This is a genomic window from Psychrobacillus sp. PGGUH221, assembly GCF_042055255.1.
In the GTDB taxonomy this organism is placed as follows: domain Bacteria; phylum Bacillota; class Bacilli; order Bacillales_A; family Planococcaceae; genus Psychrobacillus.
The window spans coordinates 189,253-210,503 of sequence record NZ_JAQMHQ010000004.1 but is presented as its reverse complement, the minus strand read 5'-3'; the positions used below and the strand labels follow the sequence as shown (position 1 = coordinate 210,503).

Below are 21,251 nucleotides of genomic sequence, written 5' to 3'. Positions count from 1 at the left end.
ACCTCCTTATAAAAAAAAGGATAGCAATTTGCTATCCTCAGATTATTGATAAATGCTTCCTTTAAATCTATTTATCTTGGCAACGGTGGCATATTCCGTGAAAAGTTAATCGATGGTCCTTTATTATAAAATTCCATTTTTTTTCAACGATCGCTTCCACGTCTTCTAATAAATCTTCTTGAATTTCATCTACCGCTCCACATTCAATACAAACAAGATGGTGATGAAAATGAGCAGCTCCTTCTTGTCTTAAATCATAACGCGATACTCCATCTCCAAATTGAATCTTATCGACAACATTCAATTCATTTAATAATTCTAATGTACGATAAACTGTAGCAAGCCCTATGTCAGGAGATTTCTCTCTAACTAGTAAAAATACATCCTCAGCACTTAAATGATCTTCTTCATTTTCAAGCAATACTCGGACTGTCGCTTCGCGCTGTGGCGTCAGTTTATAGCTCGCACCAGATAATTGTTTTTTTATACGATCAATACGGCTTTCCATATGACGCCTCCTTAAACTTCTTACATTATACCAAATAGTGAATTCTAATGACAAGAGATTCACACGATAATAATTATTAACAAGAACTAATTATTAAATAATACAAATGGTATAACAAAGAACTCTATAATTATAATAATTATATAGAAGGACAACGTAAACAAATTAATCCGATTTGCTAGAGCTAGAAGAAGGATGCAATATACTAATTGAAACGGAAACCACCAAAACACGTATGGATAAGTGGATTCTTGGGTTTGTAATAGATAACTAGAACAAAAACCATAAAAAGTAATCTTAAATGCACAAATAACTAATATTAGTTTTCGTAAATATCGGTGTTGATAAAATAAAAAAAATACAACTGCTATCATCAAGTGCGGAAAAATAGTTTCTAGAAAAGTAGGTTGTTCTGCCAAGAGAACACGAGCGTCCAAGAGATTAATAATCCATTGCTGTTGTTCTGTAGTACTTTTTTCGAATAGTATTAAACCACCAATAAAACTAAATACGAGCACGCATAATGAAATGAAAATAGTATAAGTCTGGTTCGATTTGAACACCTCCCTATCTATTTCCATCATATGCTTGTACAAAGATTAAATATGCCAACAAAAACTCAAACAAAACTATTAAAATTTAATAATTATCTTTAAAATTAATTTTCTTGTAAATAGTTTTTTAACCAAAGAAAAGCAAACGCTGTTTTAGCATCATAAACTTGCTTATTTTTTATAAGAGATTCCATTTCATCCATTGATACATACATTAATTCTACAAACTCATCTTCATCAAGATTTGCTTTTACTGTCATTTTTTCTATATTTTCTGCAAAATAAAGATGGATAATTTCATCCGCAAAACCAGGAGATGTAGCAAATGATTGAATATAGATTAGTTTACTTGTCGTGTAACCTGTTTCTTCTTCTAATTCTCTTAATGCTGTTACTTCTGGTGGCTCCCCAGGTTCGATTTTTCCAGCTGGAATCTCAATAATTGAACGTTCTAGAGCTTTTCTATATTGTTCCACCAATACAATCTTTTTATCTTCTGTTAGAGCTATTATAGCTACAGCCCCTGGATGTTTAACTATTTCCCTATTGCTCTTTTCCCCGTTTGGTAATAATACCTCATCCACTTGTAACGTAATAATTCTACCTTTATATTTAAGGTCAGTTTGAATTGTTTTTTCCTCAAATTTTTTCATCACTCTACTTCCTTTCATTTGAAACTGTATAATTCTCATTGTACCATGTAGTAAAGGATGTGATAAATCTTGGAAAAAAGACAGCTTGGTAAAAGTGATTTATATCTTTCGGAGATTGGTCTAGGCTGTATGTCACTACCAACAGATCAACTAATGGCTAATAAAATTATTCAACTCGCTCTTGATAATGGCATTAACTATTTTGACACGGCAGATTTATACAACAAAGGAGAAAATGAAAAAATTGTCGGAAATGCATTGAAGAATAATCGTAAAGATATAATTCTTGGAACAAAAGTCGGCAATCGTACTAATGAAACAGGAGAAGGCTGGACATGGGATGCATCAAAAAAGTGGATAACTACAGCAGTTCACGAATCACTTAAGCGACTGCAAACGGATTATATAGACGTTTATCAATTGCATGGTGGCACTATGGAGGATGACGTTGATGAAGTAATTGACACGATGGAATCACTGAAAAAGGATGGACTTATTCGTGAATACGGAATTTCTTCTATTCGACCAAATGTAATCGATCGCTTTTTATCGAAAAGCAATGCAGTATCTGTAATGATGCAATATAGTTTATTAGATCGAAGACCTGAAGAATGGTTTTCCTTACTGGAAAAAAATGAAGTTTCTCTTCTAACACGCGGAACTTTAGCAAAAGGCTTATTAACTCCAGAAGGGATAAGCCGAGCAAACAAAACAGACGAATATTTGTCCTATTCAAAAGGTGAATTAATCGAGACGATTGAAAATCTTCAATCATTAGATAAGCCCCTTAACTCCATAGCACTTCAATATGTATTACAAAGTAAAGTTACAGGATCGATGATTATTGGTGCTAGTAGTTCTCAGCAGTTATTAGAGACAATTCATGCTTACAAACAGCAAGTTTCTGTAGGCATACTTGATAAAGTAAGTGAATTTACCAAACAAGATGTTTATAAGGAGCATAGAGTATAATCTATCATTAGAATAGCTAAAAATAAGTAGACTACGTATCTCAAAATGGTTCTCGGAGCCCTGTGAACAGACTTTGGCCAACATATAAGAGAGGAGGGCAGTGACTACCGTCACTGCCCTCCTCTCTTTTGTTGGTAGTCCTATTACTGAAAGTAGCCAACTTGTAACTTTAGATTACTTTGCCTTATTCATCTATTATTATGTGAGTGCTAACTATTTTACTTAAATTCCACATATAACAATACATCAACACGCTTGATATGCCTATTAAAGGTCAACTATTTATTATTTCCATTCTCTATCAGTATACCCTTTAGCCTTAATTCCTTCATTTACTTCCTTAATTATCGCTTCTCCGCCTTTTTTCAAGTACTCATCAACAAGATTATCCCAATCAGATATTGGTCTTTGACCAGCAATCATTTTAGATTGTTCATTAATCAAAAATTGCATTAAATCAGTACCCTTTTCTTGATTTGTTGGTGACAAGACTCCGTATGAAGGATCAACATATAGTTGATTTGACTCGAACATCTCCTGTAATGACGCTGTCATTTCCTTCAACTCCGGCAACTTGTAATCGTCGGCATAATTAATCTTTGCATCCGTTGGAACTTGCTCTCTGTTATCTAAGAAGTAAGTCGAAGGTGCTAGCCCGTCAGATGAGAATGTTGGAACTTGGACAGGAGCTCCATTTTCCATGTTATAACCAATTCCTTCTTTTCCTAAAAAGAAATCATAATCCTCATTTTGAGGATTCTTTTCATCTCTTGGATAGTATTTCTTTCCAAAGTCTATCATTTCTAAAGCTCGATAGATTTTCCCCTCATCTTCTGCAAGTTTTGCATTTAAAGCAAGAATTCCCGAATAACCCGATCCCATTGTAAAACCTTTCGATTTATCAGGTGCCTCAAATGGAGGTATTGCTACAAGTTTAGCATCTGGATTAGCTGCTAATAACCCTTCGAAATACGCTTCAGACATACCAGAGACTCCACCAACAAATATCCCAGCTTTGCCTGAATAAAATTCCGTGTTGGTACTTGCCCAGTCAAGTACTGCAAAATCTTTTGTCATTGCGCCTTCTTTATAAATGTTAGCAAAAAATTGAATTAATTCTTTTCTTCCCTCAGAAATCACACCAGGAATATAATCCCCGTTATCATTTTGGTGATACCATGCGTTAAAGTCCCAATAAGTTCCCATATTGAAGTTTGGATTTATATTTTCGCCAATTGCAACACCATAAGTGTCCGCTTTACCATTTCCATCTGGGTCGTCTTTTGTAAAAGCGATCGCAACTTCCTCCAGTTCCTTGTAATTCGTTGGAACTTCAAGACCTAATTTATCTAACCAATCCTTACGTATAACAGGGGTAACAGGATACGGCTGAGAATATCGTGGAATTCCGTAAATTTTACCATCCACTTTAAATGAATTGTAAATATAATCTGGGATATTACCCAGAGTTTCATAATGTGCTAAATAATCATCTAAAGGTAAAAATGCACCATCTTCAGCCCATTGATAAAATCGTGTATCTGTTCCAGGAAATCCAACTAAATCTGGCATAGAACCTGATGCTACAATAGCTGAAGATTTTTCAATATAATCTCCTTGCGGAATAATTTCTGGTTTGTAATCAACGTTAAATCGCTCATTTATCATGTCTAGCCCAGGGCTTGTTACAGGGGGAGGGTCACCAAAGCGAAATGTCATCCCTGTAATAGTATACTTTTCAGTATGATCGAACGGGTCAATTTCAATGTTTTTTTCTGTTTCAGTTGCAGTTTCTTTCTCTTTTTCTGTTTCCTTCCCATCCTCTGTCGTCTCATCTGAACAAGCTACCAATATAAAACTTAGGAAAAGAATTAGAAAACTAATAATCAAATGCTTTTTTCTCAAGTAAACCCCTCCATCATTTTTTTAAGTAAAAATATTATTTAAGTTCACTCAATACAGAAAAACTTTACTATTATCCTTTTACCGATCCAAGCATCACTCCTTTAGCAAAATGTTTTTGTAAGAAAGGATATACAATCAGTATTGGTAAGGTAGCTATTAAAATAGCAGCCATTTGAACTGTTTCCGGAGGAGGTAATGCTTCTAACATTGCTGCATGACCACCAAGAGCAGCATTTGGCTCATTCACAATTACAATTTGCCTTAAAATGACTTGTATTGGCCATTTCGCAGGATCGTTTAAATATAGTACTCCTGTAAAATAACTGTTCCAATGACCAACCGCATAAAACAGACCAAAGGCTGCTAAAGCTGGCTTCGATAAAGGTAAAATAATTTTAGAAAAAATTTGAATGTCATTGGCGCCATCAATAACCGCTGCCTCTGTTAGTTCTTCAGGTATACCTTTAAAAAATTGTGTCATGATGATTAGATTAAAAGGACTTATTGCAACCGGAATTATTAAAGCCCATAACGAATTTAATAAACCAGTTTCTTTCACAATAATGTAAGTAGGAATCATTCCCGCAGAAAATAATATCGTGAACAATACAAGGAACATGATCGTACGCTGACCAATAATATTTCTTGTTAATGTATAAGCCATTGTGGAGGTGAACACGAGATTCACAAATGTTCCTACCACTGTAATATAAATCGTTACAAAGAGGGACCGAATAAACTGGTCAGAACCCAAAATATAGGTATAAGCATCTGTCACCCATTCCTTTGGCCATAATAGGAATTCACTATTAAGTACATCACTTACACTCGAAAACGAAACTGAAAAAATGTAAAAGAAAGGAAAGAGCATTGTTAAAGCAATCAATAACAATAGAATGTTATTTATAACTTCCATAACCCTTTCACGACCTGTAGATTTAAACACAACCTAACCCCCTCACTTAAACAAAGATAAAGAAAATATTAACATATTAATATAAACCTTCTTCGCCAAACCTTTTAGCGAGCCTATTTGCTAGTACAACCAGCACTAAACCAATAATTCCTTTAAACAAGCCTACAGCTGTAGCAAAGCTAAAATTCGCCTGCTGTATTCCTTTGAAGTAGACATATGTGTCAAGAACATTCCCAGACTCCATATTAAAAGGATTTAGCATTAAAAATATTTGTTCAAAACCACTGTCCATTACATTTCCTAGACGAAGAATTAACAAGATGACAATTGTGCTTTTTAATGCTGGCAATGTAATATGCCACATTTGTCTTAATCGACTAGCTCCATCCATTACAGCAGCCTCATATAAGTGAGGACTGATACCGGACAACGCTGCTAAGAAAAGAATTGTTCCCCACCCGGATTCTTTCCAGATTACTTGAAAAATGACAATCGGCTTGAACATTGCTGGATCAGTCAAAAAAGGGATTGGGTTTATGTCCAAAAAATTTACTAGAAAACTATTTACCAATCCTTCACTTCTAAGAAAAATAACTGTTATTCCTACTACAACCACCCATGATAAAAAGTGCGGTAAATAAACGACAGACTGAAGAAACTTTTTATAAAGCTGATTCCTTATTTCATTTAACATTAAGGCAAGTATGATAGAAATTGGAAAAGCAAAAAATATTTGTAACAAAGAGATTTGTAAGGTGTTCCATATGACTTGAATGACTTCTGCATCCTCAAAGATCAATTTAAAATATTTTAACCCTACCCAGGGGCTATCAAAAAAACCACGAAATGGACTATAATCCTTAAATGCTAAAAGAATTCCAGCCATTGGAATGTAACGGTAAATGAGAAAATACAAAATACCAGGTAAAATTAGAAGTAATAGATAGCGATCAAGCCATAATTTCTTTTTTATAGAATTCTTTCTTTTCTGTTTCGGGATTTTGATTGATACATCTAAAGTCGAATCAAGTGTATCAATATTCTTTTTTTTAGTTCCAATAACTAATTACCCCTTTCTCTTAAACTAGAAAGCTACTATAGATTACATGTATATTACATGTATTTATATAATAATAATTTAAATTTTAGAATTATTCAATATTTTTCAGGGATATTTTTTCTATTTTTTTCTTAATTTGTTCTTTTATTTCCTTCAAAAAGGATAAACACTTTGCTTGAAATAGTCATTAATATAAAACAAATCAGACTACCACCAAAAAAAGGAAGCAATCCCGGAATTTTAATCATAAAATAATACGGAAAGTAAAAACCTAGCACCATCATCACTGAGTAGAGAGGGTTGGAAAGGACAATAAGTAAACAGTTTTTAAAATATTGCTTAAAATTAAGTTTATAATGGACATAAATCGGAAGAGCATAAAGTAAAGCTACAATATAAATGCAACCAAGAATAAAAAAGAAAAAGGAAATTAACAGTCCCCATAGTGTTGAAATACCTCGAAAAAACAGTAAATCTACATATATGACTAGCCCTAAAATAGTCCATGCATACCCATATAAGTTTGCGTTAATAAATTCCTTGCGGTACTCGTCTTTAAAATGCGAAAACATGTTAATTTCGATGTCATCACCATGCATCCACTTTTTTAGGACCGAAAACATTGCTACACTAGAAGGAAAGAAGCCAGCAACCCCTGCCCCAATCACAATTCCCACACCCCACAGAATATTAAGATATGCAAGTTTCATAGCTAAGTCCAAGTAACGAAATATAGTGCCCCTCCATCCAGTAAGTTCCATATATTCACCCCTCTTTAGAACGAAATTAATTATCGAAAATTCAGTCTTTATTTCACAGATTTTATTCATTTTTGAAAATCAAAAGAATAAATCGACGTTATACGTTCCATTCTTCAAATTAAATTCTAGCAAGCCTTGTTTTGTATTATAGAAAACATCGTATTTACCCTTTTCCTCCTCACCATTAATACATATCTTTGTAGGAGGAGCAGTTTTTATAAAAATTTGAGTAACTTTATGAAGTTCAATTTGCAGCATTGCCTCTGTTTCCTCAAAATAGCCGGAGATATTCATCTTCTCTGTCGATTTAATAAAAGTGTCATCCTTCACCTTCAGAAAGCTACCATTCATTAGTGAAAATTTACTTGGAGAGTTATCGGTGAGATGAAATGAAACCCATCCCTGTTCTCCATGAAGACAAATCACGCCATTATCCGTAATTTGTAAGGCACTTTTTCTATCTTCATTTATAAGGATATAATCAGTAATGCCCTCACTTATACGGCTAACTTGCATTTGAAAAAATGGTCTATTACTATTCATTGAATAAGAGATATCACTTTTTGAAACTTTGGGAACAAGCATAGTGATTAGGTATTGCATCTTTTCCTTCTCACTAGGTACCACTGAAAGATATGATCCGTACTCCTCTGCTCCTTCATATTGCTCAATACTCTTAATTGTTTGGTGGGGATAGCAAATGTACAGAGATACTGAAGCTATTTCACCTCTAAAATCTATCCTGTTTTCTTCTGTTTTTTCTCCCGCCATTAATATCTTTTCATTTGCGAATATGGGAGAAGTTGTATGATATAGAAAGCTAGGAATGCTATCTGCTTTTTCCTTCACTAACTTATCAACCAGAATAAAATAGCTTTTGTCTACGTGTAAAATTTTTCTTTCCCATTTTGAGACACTTGCATCATAAGCGTGCGTTGCATCACCAATAACGTAGGAAAAGTTTGCGGAAGTATACCAATCTACAAACTTACTGCTCCCCATTTGTGTTTGTCCTACACCATTCATAAGCATGCTATTATGTCCAACAGTTCCAATAGTAAAATCTCTTCTAGAACCTTCTACATAATCCTGATATCCAGGATTCGTTATTAACCATTCGCCTGCAACATGTAATATAAAATTATTTTGATCATAATGGTTATGGTCTTTAGCTGATTGACTTGAATTAAAAGCCAAGAGGTGATCTTCCTCTTTCCAACCACTTCGAAGAGCAGCCCAGCCAATCCTAGAAAATATATTAGCATATTTATTCTTATAATAAATTTCTGGTTCTATTGGGTCAGGAATGCCATTTGTATGGATCAATGTTTCCAATTTACTATTTGAGAATTTATTTATGTACCAGCTAGCAATACGATTTTGATTTTTGGATGCTAATATTGCCATTGTGAAGGAAATATCCAAGCTGTAAAAAGAATCCGAAAAGTTAACAAAGCTCGTTTTTCCTCCTGTTCCAAGCATGTAAATAAAAACATCTGGCAGAAAATTAAAATACGAATGCTTCAGCAACGCATCATCTCCGGTAGAACGATAAAAAATATCTGCAGCCATTAAAATATGCCGTGCGGCCACATTCAAATACAACAAACCTTCAACATCAGAATCCTTCATCCTATTATCTAAATAATCTCTTAGATAACTATAGGCGTTTAACAAAAATGGCTTGAGTTCATCCTTATTATCGCTATCATATATGGCAAGTGAACCAATAAACATTGCAACTTTTTTTGAAGCAATTATATTATGACTGTCATGATTGTTAAAATCCTTTTTAAATGGCTGTAAACCTTTTGTAAATATAGCATCCCTAATTTTTCTTCTTTCGTTCATAGATAACGTGCTATAAATTGCATCATACCCGATTGCTGCTCCTATTGTGAAATGAGCATTACTTAAATTCCCCTCTGAACCCCTATGCGGAAATTCAAACCATCTAGTAAAAGAAGATAATTCAATAAGGTACGCCTTCACCTTATTAGCAAACCTTATTTCCTTAGTCATTCCATAGGCAAATGCTAAAACATTGATTCTTTCCTCAATTGCGCGAGAAAACATGGTCCAAAAAGGGTAATCAGTATATCCAGGGGGGTCGCCAATAGGCTCTAATTGCTTCAGAGGTAAAGTGATATCCAACGTTACAGAACAGCTTGGATAGGACAAAGTAAAACCTTGTTCTACAATATATGACTCCGCCAATTTTATAGTATTTTTCCAAATGTCACTAAATTCGTTTTTCTCCACTCGAGCTTTAATTTCTCTTATTTCCATTTCATTCATTAGAATCCTAGGATTTGGCTTTATTGACTTTAGAGACTGGGATAATACCATAACAACTATTACACCCCTTATTTATTCTGATTATCCAAGTTTAATAAAGTATATCTACATTTACTTCTTAACAGTAGCTTGTTTTTGATTTATTAAGTCCTCAATTCTTTTACACGTTTCGTCAGCTTTTTCCATATTAGCCCAAAAGAATTGCATTTCCCGTTCAACTAACTCAAACTCATCGATCGTCAAATTAAGATCTCTAATTGTATACACACTCTTCATTACATTTTTAAAAGCATTATAGTTTTCTGGATGTATTCCAGGTTGTAGTAAATTATTATCTTCCGCAACAAAGCGAAGCATTGGAATTGTACAGCCGTTTTGCTTTATTAGAGTTTGTGCTTCCGTACTGACCATAAAACTTACAAAAGCCTGTGCAGCTTCTTTTATATTGCTACTTGCACTAATTCCTAGAGCACCACCTAGGAGAAGACTTGCCGGCACCTTTTTTTTAGGTGGTGGAAGAACATCCCATTTAATCTTGTGATCTCTAAATTCATTCATAAAGTAATAGGTGGTTAAGATCATTGCAGCACCTTCACGCATAAAAAGATTTTCAGCTAACTCATTACTGCCATGAGAGAATATTGGAGAGACTTGATGCTTATACATTAAATCACCACAGAAATTTAGAGCTTCACTATTTTCTTTACTATTCATGATCGAATTGGACAGATCATCTTCCATAAATTTCCCATCATTTTGCAAGAGAAATACTGGCCAACGATTAGTGGAAGACGAAAAGCAAAAGCCATATTCATTTATTAAACTGTTATTATTTAAACCTCTCGTTGTCCGGCGTGCCAGTTCAAGTAAGTCATTCCAATTTTCCATCTTGAAATCCTTTGAAATACCAGCTTCCTCAAACATTCGTCGGTTGTAGCAGATCATAACTGGTGAAAACACAAATGGCGTTACAGGAATTTCCTGATCAACTGAAAACATTTCAAATACTTTTTGATAGCTATCCTTCTCTGGATCAATGTGTTCAGGCAAATAAGGCTCCAGAATATCCAAACGATTCGTTTCCATCAGCTCACGGAAATGATAATCAGAAACAATAAATACATCCGGTCCATTTTCATGTTCAAGGGATTGTGTCAGATTGTATACGTATTGACTATTTGGTAATATTCGAAGATTTACTTTAGTAAAAGGATTAAGTTGTTCAAAACGTCTAATAATCTGTCTAATAATTTCAATTTCATAGGAATTCGAAAACCAGCCGAGAGTAATCGTCTGTTTTTGTGTTTCATTAGGAATAGTAACTCTATTGCCTTTTCCAGGTATTTTTTCAATAAGACCTTCATCGACTAGCTCGGCCAAGGCCTTCCTTATGGATACTCTACTTAATTCATACACCTTACTTAATGTATTTTCAGGAAGAATAAATTCCCCAGGTTTAATTTTCCCTGCTATTATTTCGTCTTTTAGAGCATGGATAAACTTATTGTAGCGGTTTTCAAATTCACTTTTACGTTTTAGCAATAAATACAACTCCCCTACAGATTGATTGCCCTATTTTAAATGAGAATGGAATGTTTTGCAAAGATGTTTTAAATCATTTTTTACACAACCAATAATCAAGAAATGAATAGGCAATTTGACGGATCTCAAACGGAAAATCATGTCCAGAGTTTCCTATAAGATATTTTATTTTTTCACCTTCCCCCAACCAATCATATAAAGAATTTAGTTCAACTAAACCTACTGCTGCTGGCTTCCAATGTGGAAATATTTTATCGTTTTGACCCATCCATAAAAAAAATGGGGTTGGGGCAACAAGGGCAGCAATTTCATGAAACTCAAATGGTACATTTCCATCATCTAGATAATCACTCACTTTAGGTAAATGGGTGAACCATTCTCTTCTACCCCAACGATGTATCTCAGGGTCTTGTTCAAATAGCGAGAATCCACAACTGCAAATGACAGCTTTTATTCTTTTATCAACAGTAGCTAAAAAGTAGCTATTATAGCCCCCAAGAGAATGACCTATTGCACCAATCTTTGAATGTTCTACTATAGTTAGCTCTTCCAACAAGCTTATTCCTTGTTGATGGTCTACAATCATTTTGGCTACCGCGGACCATTCTGGATGACTTTTATAAAAAGAAGCAGTTTGAAATGGCTTTTCGTTTTGGTGGACTCTTTCTCCTGCAGTAATAGTGTCAGGGGCTAAAACAATATAGCCTCTTTTAACAAGCTCTAGAGCATATTTTCTGTTTTCTCTTCCGCTTGAGGAGCTTATATCTTCCTTTCCGTTATCACTCGTTGGGTGCAAAGCAATAACTGCAGGGAACTTATTTTTGTTATTAGCATGTAATAAGTTTATAACATCGCTCTCTTTTCTTAACTCGCCTTGTTCAATGGATTTTGGTATTAACAGGTTTGCGGGTACCCAATCATTATAGACAGAGGCATACCTAATCCTGATTAAGTAATAGTCAGCGTAAACCTCCCAAGAGATAATCTTTTTGTTGGTTTTTACTAAAGGGGGAATACCACCTATACACTTCAGCCAATCATTTAATATGGTGGTTCTTTTGTTCATCCAATCATTCGAGTCATTTACGTTTCTTAGTAAAGGTGGTGCACCCTCTTTTTCCAACGTTCTTAATGTATACATGGTTTGTGTCCACTCCAAATCAACTATTTATTTCTCTGTCTGAATACTGAATAAATGACTTCCACTACCGTAAAAAATTTGTTTATTAAAAAAGACGATCCCACTACTGGCTTCCCGTACCAATCTTTGGACTACTTTCGGTTCATAAACCTTCTCTTTACTAATCTCAATTTTAAGCAATGTTTTACTTAAGAGACAAAAGAGTGTTTTAGAAGTTATATCATATACAAATCCTTCTCTAATTACATTCCCCCAGCTAGATAAGTCTTGTTGATAAAGTATTTCTTGTTGATAGGGATTACACACAAAATAAACACTCTGATCTGTTAGACAATGAGCACGGTCGAATGAATCCACATAAATCAAGGAAATTTCTCTTGCACCTTTTATAGGAGTAAATTTATGTTTCACTACTTTAGACTTCCAATCTAAAACATATAAGCAACCTTCCTTTTCTCTTAACTGAGCTCCACCTGGTGTCTCAATACTTGTTCCCCCAAGGATTTCTCCTGAGCTTAATTCAGCAAGGCTGACAGTACTTTGGTTGACCACAACATTTTCATGCGTAATCAATTGGTTTTTTTCTGTTTCTATATGATAGATGCCCAACGCACCCCCAACCATTCCATATCCAGGGAATCCTCCCCAAATGATATGTTGCCTATCACTTAGTGCAATTGCACAACGTGGTCGATGAATTTTCTCTTCCTGTAACACTAACTTAGGGTTATCTTTATATATGAATGCCTTTGAAGTATCAAACACATATAGCTTACCTCCTGCATAGGCAACCCCAATAAGCAAACTTCCATTGGAAGCATATGCACAAATATTCCCTCCTCCGCCTTTCTCGATTATTTGACCACCAAAATTGGTAGTCTTACCTGTTGAGATATCAAATCGAAAAAATTGCAACGGATGCATAGAGGTGCCATAAATATGTCCATCTGGACCAAAACATAAAGTAGATAAAATTGCTCCATCCGAAAAATATGTGAATGTTATTGTTTTTGATTCTCCAGTTTCTTTATGAATCATACGAATGATACGTTCCGACAGACTGTATAAAATGACTTGATAATTTGTTTCAAGATTACGGTGAATTTTTTGAAAGCCTGTTCCAGAGAAGGAGGATGGAGATAATTCGTTACTGTCTATATATTGGAATTCTCCATCAGAAAATTTCATCCAACGTAAGGAATAATTCACATCCTTTAAGTCAGAAGCGTCCGTATGTCCATAAACTTTTCCGTCTTCTCCCAAGTAGACATAACCTGCTCCCTTTTGCCTCTGTAAATCCAGGATTAGATTTTTCTTATAGCCTTTCTCAAGATGAAAGGCAACGATATTTTTATTTTCTGTTCCAATCCCTATATACGCCCAGCCCATTTGATCAATCGCTAAACTACCTGGATATTTTTCTGATGAATCCATAGAGCCAAAATCAACAATTTCTTTTGTTTTAGGATGATAACAGAGTAAATGACAGTGCGGATATGAAGTGAAGTAAATATTCCCAACCTTATCCTCTCCAAAGCTAAAACCTAGAATTTCTTCTCCATTTTTTATGACTCTATAATATACAAAGCGCTCTAGAAAAGGATCCAATACCATGAACATTGTTCCAGCGCCTGTATAAAATAACCCATTACTGCTAAACGATGAGAAAGGATACTCTAGGTTGTTATCAGGAAAAAATACTTGTTTTGAATAACCGTTTTCAGGATTAATTATTAGGACAAATCCTTTTGCAGCAATAACAAATCTAATTTCTCTATCTACATTAATGCACATCGCAGCAGTTCTTTCTTCTTCTGCAGAAACAGGGATTCCATAGTCAGTAAAATGTGAATTAGCTTTATGCACTTTGGCTCTCCTTTCGCAAACTACTCTTTCCTTCTAGTTTCATTTTACAAAACATAATAGGAAGCAACTTTATTTACAGCTGCAATCATATCTTCAATATCTTGATTGGTATAAAATTCACTAATATTTAATCGAATTGCTGTCTCAAGTATACGCTCGGCGTTTGGACAGCTACCAATAGAGTAGTCATACGTAGCAGTTTCAAACGGAAAGTGGCTATTTAGATATGCTTGTTTTTTTTGAAATAATGGTTGTGCATATAAGACTTTAGGAATATATCCCGGCTGATTAGGGATTCCTTCAGCAGATAGAGCTTCTGAAAATTCTTCTCTCGAGCAGGATAAATGTTCCGTGTTTAAGGTCAACATATAAAACCAATAGCTACACCAACCCCCATTAGTAATTCTCATCGGGTTAATTCCATTTATAGCACTTAGACCGTGATTTAACTTTTCCCCTAACTCATTTCGTCTTGTACAGATCCAGTTAAGCTTTCTTAACTGTGCAATACCTACGGCACCTTGTAACTCTGTCATACGGTAGTTCGGCGCTAAGTACTCTAACTCCTTTAAGACGGACGTTTCTTGTCTGTGATAATTTTTATCAGCAAATGCATGAGTAGTGAAATAATCCGACTCTGAGCCTGAGTTAACAGTCACAATTCCTCCGTCTCCAGTAGAAATGTGCTTAAAATCATTTGTACTAAAGCACCCATAGTCACCAATTGTGCCAGTTAAACGCCCTTTATATGTCGTAAGATAACTTTGTGCACAATCTTCAATGACTTTGAGATTATACCTTTTCGCAAGTTCCATGATGGGGTCCATATCGCATGGGTTGCCAGCCAAATGAACTACAATGATTGCCTTTGTTCTCGGAGTTATTTTTTCTTCAATTGTTTCAGCGGTCATTGTATAGCTATAGGGATTCAAATCAGCAAACACAGGTATTGCATTTTGGTAAAGAACTCCGATTACCGTCCCTTGATCTGTAATTGGACTTGTTATAACCTCATCCCCAACTGAAACTCCAGCAGCACCAAGGGCTACATGAAGCGCTGCAGTACCAGAGGATGTAGCGACACTATATTCAACTCCGTATAAATCATTAAAATCATTCAGAAATTGTTTAACCTTATTTCCAAAATGATAAAATAATGTATTTTGCTCAAGAGCTTCCAACAACTCACTTGCCTCATCAAGTCCAAAACGTTGGCCAGTACCAAAAGGAGTTGTTTTCACCTTTGATCCACCTTTTAAAGCCAGAATATTTTCCCCCATAATAAGTCCCCCAAATTAGGCTTCTTTCAGAATCTCAGCTGTTTTTGAGACCTGTTTACAATTAAACCCAAATCTTTGTACTATCTCCAAATTATTTGTATCTAAGTTTTGATTTTTGGATAATGGAACTAGGATTACAAAGTCATTTCTATCCATTGATCCAGTTAATTCAATTTCTCCTGATTCACTTATGCCTGTTATAGATAATTTTCGACGTTCCCTTTCCCAATCATTGATTTGCCGGCTGGTCCAAAACGTAAAATCCTGATCTTTGGCAGTAGTTATTAATTCTAGAATTGCTTCACGTACTTTCGGCTGGTTGTAAATATGAAACTGATGGAAAAGAAAATGAGCCACTCCGTTTACCCTTTTTACACCATCTAAGAATGGCTGAATTACACTAACGTCTGAAAGCGTATTATGATTTAAATCTTGCGTTAAAAAACCAATTTCCAAAACGTCATAGAAACGATTCTTTTCATCCGACCATGATATTGGAAAATAAGGATGGCAGGTTCCGAACAAAAAGCCAATATTCCCTTTTTTGCTAGGGCCTCTTGATTGATCTACTTGTATCCCATTTTTTTCACACCACGCAAATAAATCTCCCCAGCCTTCGTAACGCGTATAATGATTTTTATTTGAAATAATGTCTTGAGTATCTGCTGCTTTTTTTATCCACTTTAATTGTGATGTAAAGGCATCCTCTGACCAAACTCCATCTTCCTGTTCTAGTGCATTATAATGTAAAGCAATTTCATGTCCATCTCTTTTAATCTGTTCATAGATCAAAGAGCTATATCCTGGCGCTATCATACACCAAGTTGATTGGACATTTTCAGATTTTAGGGTATCTAATGTTATTTCAGCTGATTCATCGACATTTAAATCACTGTCATGGGATATCATAGCCACATATTTCACATCAGAAGGCCACAGATCTAAAAATGGAAGTGTCAATCCTTTTTCCATAACACATTTTAATAGATGCTCAACAATAACTTCTTTCCACAAGTCAGCATAAGGGTGTGGGAAATAAAGCATCCCTGTTTCTGAATAAGTTCTGTCTAAAACCCAGTCTAATTCAAAACCGTCTTCCGCCTTTAAAATATTTTCGTCTAGGTTTGCCGAACCATCAGGAGCTGGTATTCCATCTTCAATCACATGTTGAGTACCTTGTTGCAACCCAACTATTGTACTTGGAATGGAAACTGCCCAACGCTCTATTATCCCTTCACCATATTTAATCCGTTGTAATGCAGTTGCTTCTTGCCCATTCTTTGTCTCATTGATCAAACCCATTTCAATTACTTTCAAACGGTTATGTTCATTCTTCCAAGGATCCGCATGAAGAAAACGCAATGGAACACTTTGATTTAGAAAGCTAGACAAATGAGCATATCCTTTAATAGGCTCTAAATTCTTAGAAAAACCTAATAATTCTCTAGCACTTTCCAATCCACCATATGAAATCACTGTTCCTCCAGCATTAACATATTCTAATATTTTTGAAGTAGTATTTATGCTTACTTGACACTGAGCTATCATCAAAACATCAAATGTTTCATATTCTCCCAAAATATCAATTTTTTCATATGGTAGTCTGAAATGATCAAGAATTTCAAATAAATATTTCTCAAAAATATTCTGTCCTTTTGACCATCGTAACTCCGCTTCTTCTTCATCAAAAACGATTCCCAGTTTAGCCATTTTCATATTAACATCACCTCTCAGAACATATAATACATGTATACGACATGTATTTATAACCTTTTATTAAATAGTAGTATAAATACAATTATTAATCAATTAATTTTTCGAAAATTTTATAAATTCTATTTTAATGGTTTTATACATACAAAGGACATCAAACTGTAGACAAACTCAAAGAAATTTGAAATTGTCTATAGTCTTTTTTATTTACAATACATAGTAAGAAATCGTCGATTTCCGTTTCATTCGCTACGCTTTCCACGGGCACGGCCTCAGCCTTCTCCCTTGCTCCTGCGCAAGCTCGTCGAGAAATTAATTTCGCTACACTTAGTCCCGGTGCTTCGGCTCGTGGTCTTCGCGCCTTCCACTCCAATCGACTAGTGTTGGCTAATTTAAAAAGTGAGGAAAAGCTTCAAGAAGAGCTGAATCTAGATCGTGAAGAAAACGGAAAAAAGCTGTTTCACCCGGAGAATTACGTGATGAAATGAAGGAAATCAAGGTGAGAGACGAACTCTCGGGGTACTTTTTCTACAGCTGGACATGTATTCATTCTTAAAACGAATTGAATAATTTGCAAATGATATTATTTTCCTTTACATAGATTTGTTCTTACCTCTTCAATAATAGAAGGAAGTTCAGCTAAATCATTTACATATAGTTCTGTTACAAATGTATCCCATTGATAGTCTTTCTTCCAAATGCTAATCATACCAGCGTTTCTAGATGCTATGACATCATTTTCCGGATGGTCACCAACAAATATACTTTCGTTCGGATTTACTTGGAGTTTTTTTAATGCTCTTTCAAATATCTCTGGATCTGGTTTTTTAATTCCTTCCCATTCAGACACGAGGATAGCCTTGAAATACTTTTCTATGCCCAATGCCTTCAAATTATTCATCTGAAAGTCCCCAAATCCATTCGTAATCATTCCTAAAACTAAATTATTTTTTTTGAGTTTTTCCAGCATGCTTAATACATTAGGAAATGGAACACAATGATTCGGAAATTGAGAAATATAATCTTGTAATAAGTACTGCCAGTCAATTCCCTCTATCTCTAGCTCTCTCACTAATTGTTGATAGACCTTATCTTTCCATACATAACCCCTGCAATCTAACTCAATAAATCTTTTCGTATATGTATCTTTTGGAATATTGCCTACCCATTTTTTAAACCGCTCGTATTGATCGTCAATAAAATTCTTTACCGATTCATCACGGTTTAACAACGTTCCATCAAGATCAAAAATGATTGCTTTAATCATTTGTACTTCCCCTTTCTTTTCTTTTTCTATCCTCATATTTAAGGAGTTCCACCTCTACCTCTAAATCGTTGAATCTTTTCTCTAAGTTTTTTTTTTGAAATTGTGGCTTCAAATATTGCTCCAGCTGCAACTGCAAAAACTATCCATACGATAAAAGTCATATAGTTCCCCTTTACTAATGATAGAATATAATATTTTTAGTTAATTTAATTTATATTACCACTATAGAGGAACTATTGGTTAAAAGAGGGTATAAAAGATAAGCATCGTTTCCTCCACCTTACATTCTACCTTTTATGCACTTGTCAATTCACAGGACCACAATCATAAAAATAAATAAAAGACCTATCCGCCGAAGCGAATAGGTCTTCTATTAAAACTTTGAACCGCTGTCCCCATACTCATCTAGTAATTCTGCAAATGATTTGTTCTTCTCTCTTTGCTTTTTTTCAAATGCAAGCATTGCTTGTCTTTCTTCCTCTTTTTCTTGCTCTTCTGCTACTAATTGTTTCTTTGTTTCTTTTAGTTTAGCAAGCACATCAGAGGAAAGTTGATCAAACAAACCATTTCCTTCTTCTTTTTGAACAGCTGGCTTAACAGGCTGTCTTTGTTTTTTCTTTGCCAAATGTTTCACCTTCTTTTATTAACGCTTAATAATTGTAGCTACCCCTTGTCCTCCACCGATACAAAGTGTCGCTAATCCAGTTTTTGCATCCTTTTTCTCCATTTCATGAAGTAAAGAAACAAAAATTCTTGCTCCACTTGCTCCGATTGGATGGCCTAAAGCTATAGCACCACCATTAACGTTTAGTTTATCATGATCAAATGAAAGCTCTCTATCTACAGCAATCGACTGCGCAGCAAAGGCTTCATTTGCTTCAATTAAATCGATATCCGCTAGTGAAAGGTTTGATTTTTTTAGAACCTTTTTCACTGCTTCCACTGGACCAATACCCATAACACTTGGATCTACCCCAGCAGATGCATTTGCAACAATCGTAGCTAATGGTTTTATGCCCAATTCGTCTGCTTTTGCTTTAGACATAACAACTACCGCTGCTGCACCATCATTTATTCCGGAAGCATTTCCTGCCGTTACAGAACCATCCTTTTTAAAAGCTGGGCGTAAAGTACTTAATTTTTCTTGAGTGGACCTTTTTTTCGGATATTCATCGGTATCAAATATGATTGAATCTCCTTTTCGTTGAGGAATTTCTACTGGAACAATCTCATCCACAAATTTTCCTTCTTCAATTGCTTTTGCTGCACGAGCTTGGGAACGTGCAGAAAATGAATCTTGCTCTTCTCTTGTAATATTGAATTGGTCACAAAGATTTTCAGCTGTTATTCCCATATGATAATCGTTAAATGCACACCACAAACCATCAGAAATCATACTGTCTACAACTTTTTGATCTCCCATTCGGAAACCGTCTCTAGCATTTTTTAATAGATAAGGAGCTTGGCTCATATTTTCCATTCCACCTGCTACTATTATATCTGCATCTCCTGCGATAATAGCTTGAGATGCTAGATGGATTGCTTTAAGACCTGAACCACATACTTTGTTTATTGTTAATGCTGAAACAGCAACTGGTAATCCTGCTTGAATCGAAGCTTGTCTTGCTGGATTTTGTCCTAAGCCCGCTTGCAGGACATTTCCCATGATAACTTCATCTACAGAATCCTTAGCGATCCCTGCTTTTTCTAACGCTTTTTCAATAACAATAGCACCTAATTTTGTTGCAGGTATATCTTTCAATGCCCCTTGGAAAGATCCGATTGCTGTCCTAACAGCACTTACAATAACTACTTCGTTTGTCACAGTTAAACTCCTCCTCTTAAACCCCTATAATAAAATTTGCTTGTTTAACCATCCATTCCTTACAATATAGATGGAGGGATGATTATGTTCAGTTTACCAAAAAAAGTGACAATTATCGAGGTCGGTCCGAGAGATGGATTACAGAACGAAAAAAATGAAGTACCAACTGAAGTTAAATTAGAGTTTATCGAGAAACTTCAAAAAGCTGGTGTAAAGGAAATGGAGCTCACATCATTTGTATCACCAAAATGGGTTCCACAAATGAAGGATGCAAAAGAAATAGTAGGTAATACTACTAAATTTGGAAGGCAATTTGTTTTAACACCTAATGAAAAAGGAATTGAACTCGCAAAACAAGCGGGGGCAAATAATTTTGCGGTATTTGTAGGGGTATCAAATACATTTAATAAAAAAAATATCAATAAAACGACCGAAGAGAGTATGATCGGACTCAAACCGCTTGTGGAAGTTCTAGTAAATGAGGGTCATTTTGTACGTGCTTGCATTTCCACTGCTTTTTATTGTCCATATGAAGGATTAATTGACCCCAATAAAACTATCGAGTTATGTAGAGAATTTGTTTCTTGGGGAGTAAATGAATTAAGTGTTGCAGACACAATAGGTATGGCTAATCCAAAAGAAAGTTATATACTGTTTGAACGACTGAAGAGAGAATTTCCTGAAACACTTATCACTGCTCATTTCCATGATACACGAAAAATGGGTATAGCTAATATATTTGCTGCACTCCAAGCAGGGGTTGATCGTTTTGATAGTTCAGCTGGTGGTTTAGGCGGATGTCCATTTGCGCCGGGTGCTACGGGAAATGTAGCAACTGAGGATGTCGTGAATATGCTACATCAAATGGATATTGAAACGGATATTAACCTTGATTTATTAATTGAAGCTGTTGATTCAGTTGCTCCTTTTGTGTCTAGACCAATTGAGACCGGTATGTATAAACTAGTTAAAAGCAAATAGGGGTTGATG

General features: G+C 35.1%; 18 protein-coding genes. 2 read left to right on the top strand and 16 right to left on the bottom strand.

Features of this window, described 5'->3' with window-relative positions:
* Positions 1–67 precede the first annotated feature (67 nt).
* Positions 68–508 (bottom strand): ferric iron uptake transcriptional regulator, encoded by a 441-nt coding sequence (gene fur / locus PGC35_RS08545; protein WP_053589843.1) that lies wholly within the window; start codon positions 506–508, stop codon positions 68–70.
* 658 nt (positions 509–1,166) lie between these two features.
* Positions 1,167–1,715 carry an NUDIX hydrolase gene (locus PGC35_RS08540; RefSeq protein ID WP_056829419.1) on the bottom strand — a complete coding sequence of 183 codons (549 nt, stop codon included), beginning with the start codon at positions 1,713–1,715 and terminating at the stop codon, positions 1,167–1,169.
* A 69-nt stretch (positions 1,716–1,784) separates the two neighbouring features.
* Between PGC35_RS08540 and PGC35_RS08535 the strand changes: the two genes are divergently transcribed.
* Positions 1,785–2,687, top strand: a complete 903-nt coding sequence (locus PGC35_RS08535) for an aldo/keto reductase (RefSeq protein WP_375218863.1) — start codon at positions 1,785–1,787, stop codon at positions 2,685–2,687.
* A gap of 285 nt (positions 2,688–2,972) precedes the next feature.
* Here PGC35_RS08535 and PGC35_RS08530 read toward each other — a convergent pair whose 3' ends face one another.
* The 14 genes from PGC35_RS08530 to PGC35_RS08465 form a co-directional block, all read right to left on the bottom strand.
* Positions 2,973–4,592 (bottom strand): extracellular solute-binding protein, encoded by a 1,620-nt coding sequence (locus PGC35_RS08530; RefSeq protein WP_053589848.1) that lies wholly within the window; start codon positions 4,590–4,592, stop codon positions 2,973–2,975.
* A 70-nt stretch (positions 4,593–4,662) separates the two neighbouring features.
* Positions 4,663–5,508, bottom strand: a complete 846-nt coding sequence (locus PGC35_RS08525; RefSeq protein ID WP_156350756.1) for a carbohydrate ABC transporter permease — start codon at positions 5,506–5,508, stop codon at positions 4,663–4,665.
* Positions 5,509–5,584: 76 nt separating this feature from the next.
* Complete coding sequence (locus PGC35_RS08520) at positions 5,585–6,514, bottom strand: ABC transporter permease (RefSeq protein ID WP_375218923.1); 930 nt, start codon at positions 6,512–6,514, stop codon at positions 5,585–5,587.
* A gap of 185 nt (positions 6,515–6,699) precedes the next feature.
* Positions 6,700–7,329 carry a YesL family protein gene (locus PGC35_RS08515; protein WP_275785110.1) on the bottom strand — a complete coding sequence of 210 codons (630 nt, stop codon included), beginning with the start codon at positions 7,327–7,329 and terminating at the stop codon, positions 6,700–6,702.
* A gap of 78 nt (positions 7,330–7,407) precedes the next feature.
* Positions 7,408–9,678 (bottom strand): heparinase II/III domain-containing protein, encoded by a 2,271-nt coding sequence (locus PGC35_RS08510; RefSeq protein WP_375218862.1) that lies wholly within the window; start codon positions 9,676–9,678, stop codon positions 7,408–7,410.
* 60 nt (positions 9,679–9,738) lie between these two features.
* Positions 9,739–11,169: an extracellular solute-binding protein gene (locus PGC35_RS08505; RefSeq protein WP_275785106.1), complete on the bottom strand. Its 1,431-nt coding sequence runs from the start codon at positions 11,167–11,169 to the stop codon at positions 9,739–9,741.
* 73 nt (positions 11,170–11,242) lie between these two features.
* Positions 11,243–12,310, bottom strand: coding sequence for a dienelactone hydrolase family protein (locus PGC35_RS08500; RefSeq protein WP_056829402.1), 1,068 nt, complete (start codon positions 12,308–12,310; stop codon positions 11,243–11,245).
* Positions 12,311–12,337: 27 nt separating this feature from the next.
* Positions 12,338–14,176 carry a ligand-binding sensor domain-containing protein gene (locus PGC35_RS08495; protein WP_375218861.1) on the bottom strand — a complete coding sequence of 613 codons (1,839 nt, stop codon included), beginning with the start codon at positions 14,174–14,176 and terminating at the stop codon, positions 12,338–12,340.
* Positions 14,177–14,220: 44 nt separating this feature from the next.
* Positions 14,221–15,456, bottom strand: a complete 1,236-nt coding sequence (locus PGC35_RS08490) for a DegT/DnrJ/EryC1/StrS family aminotransferase (protein WP_375218860.1) — start codon at positions 15,454–15,456, stop codon at positions 14,221–14,223.
* Positions 15,457–15,471: 15 nt separating this feature from the next.
* Positions 15,472–17,172: a polysaccharide deacetylase family protein gene (locus tag PGC35_RS08485; RefSeq protein WP_375218859.1), complete on the bottom strand. Its 1,701-nt coding sequence runs from the start codon at positions 17,170–17,172 to the stop codon at positions 15,472–15,474.
* Positions 17,173–17,752: 580 nt separating this feature from the next.
* Positions 17,753–18,436: an HAD family hydrolase gene (locus tag PGC35_RS08480; RefSeq protein ID WP_275785187.1), complete on the bottom strand. Its 684-nt coding sequence runs from the start codon at positions 18,434–18,436 to the stop codon at positions 17,753–17,755.
* Positions 18,437–18,474: 38 nt separating this feature from the next.
* Positions 18,475–18,597, bottom strand: a complete 123-nt coding sequence (locus PGC35_RS08475; protein ID WP_375218858.1) for a hypothetical protein — start codon at positions 18,595–18,597, stop codon at positions 18,475–18,477.
* Positions 18,598–18,809: 212 nt separating this feature from the next.
* Complete coding sequence (locus PGC35_RS08470; RefSeq protein WP_053589860.1) at positions 18,810–19,061, bottom strand: YqkE family protein; 252 nt, start codon at positions 19,059–19,061, stop codon at positions 18,810–18,812.
* An 18-nt stretch (positions 19,062–19,079) separates the two neighbouring features.
* The gene (locus PGC35_RS08465) at positions 19,080–20,261 is read right to left on the bottom strand and encodes an acetyl-CoA C-acetyltransferase (RefSeq protein ID WP_375218857.1); all 1,182 of its coding nucleotides are present in this window, start codon (positions 20,259–20,261) and stop codon (positions 19,080–19,082) included.
* Positions 20,262–20,345: 84 nt separating this feature from the next.
* On the opposite strand from PGC35_RS08465, the gene PGC35_RS08460 reads away from it, so the two are divergent.
* A complete protein-coding gene (locus tag PGC35_RS08460) occupies positions 20,346–21,242 on the top strand; it encodes a hydroxymethylglutaryl-CoA lyase (RefSeq protein WP_056829394.1) in 897 nt (298 codons plus the stop codon).
* Positions 21,243–21,251: the final 9 nt, after the last annotated feature.

What these genes read in the sequence shown, in the direction of transcription:
- fur (WP_053589843.1), bottom strand. Translation starts at nt 508, where the DNA reads ATGGAAAGCCGTATTGATCGTATAAAAAAACAATTATCTGGTGCGAGC.
- PGC35_RS08540 (WP_056829419.1), bottom strand. Translation starts at nt 1,715, where the DNA reads ATGAAAAAATTTGAGGAAAAAACAATTCAAACTGACCTTAAATATAAA.
- PGC35_RS08525 (WP_156350756.1), bottom strand. Translation starts at nt 5,508, where the DNA reads ATGGAAGTTATAAATAACATTCTATTGTTATTGATTGCTTTAACAATG.
- PGC35_RS08515 (WP_275785110.1), bottom strand. Translation starts at nt 7,329, where the DNA reads ATGGAACTTACTGGATGGAGGGGCACTATATTTCGTTACTTGGACTTA.
- PGC35_RS08510 (WP_375218862.1), bottom strand. Translation starts at nt 9,678, where the DNA reads ATGGTATTATCCCAGTCTCTAAAGTCAATAAAGCCAAATCCTAGGATT.
- PGC35_RS08500 (WP_056829402.1), bottom strand. Translation starts at nt 12,310, where the DNA reads ATGTATACATTAAGAACGTTGGAAAAAGAGGGTGCACCACCTTTACTA.
- PGC35_RS08490 (WP_375218860.1), bottom strand. Translation starts at nt 15,456, where the DNA reads ATGGGGGAAAATATTCTGGCTTTAAAAGGTGGATCAAAGGTGAAAACA.
- PGC35_RS08485 (WP_375218859.1), bottom strand. Translation starts at nt 17,172, where the DNA reads ATGAAAATGGCTAAACTGGGAATCGTTTTTGATGAAGAAGAAGCGGAG.
- PGC35_RS08480 (WP_275785187.1), bottom strand. Translation starts at nt 18,436, where the DNA reads ATGATTAAAGCAATCATTTTTGATCTTGATGGAACGTTGTTAAACCGT.
- PGC35_RS08475 (WP_375218858.1), bottom strand. Translation starts at nt 18,597, where the DNA reads ATGACTTTTATCGTATGGATAGTTTTTGCAGTTGCAGCTGGAGCAATA.
- PGC35_RS08460 (WP_056829394.1), top strand. Translation starts at nt 20,346, where the DNA reads ATGTTCAGTTTACCAAAAAAAGTGACAATTATCGAGGTCGGTCCGAGA.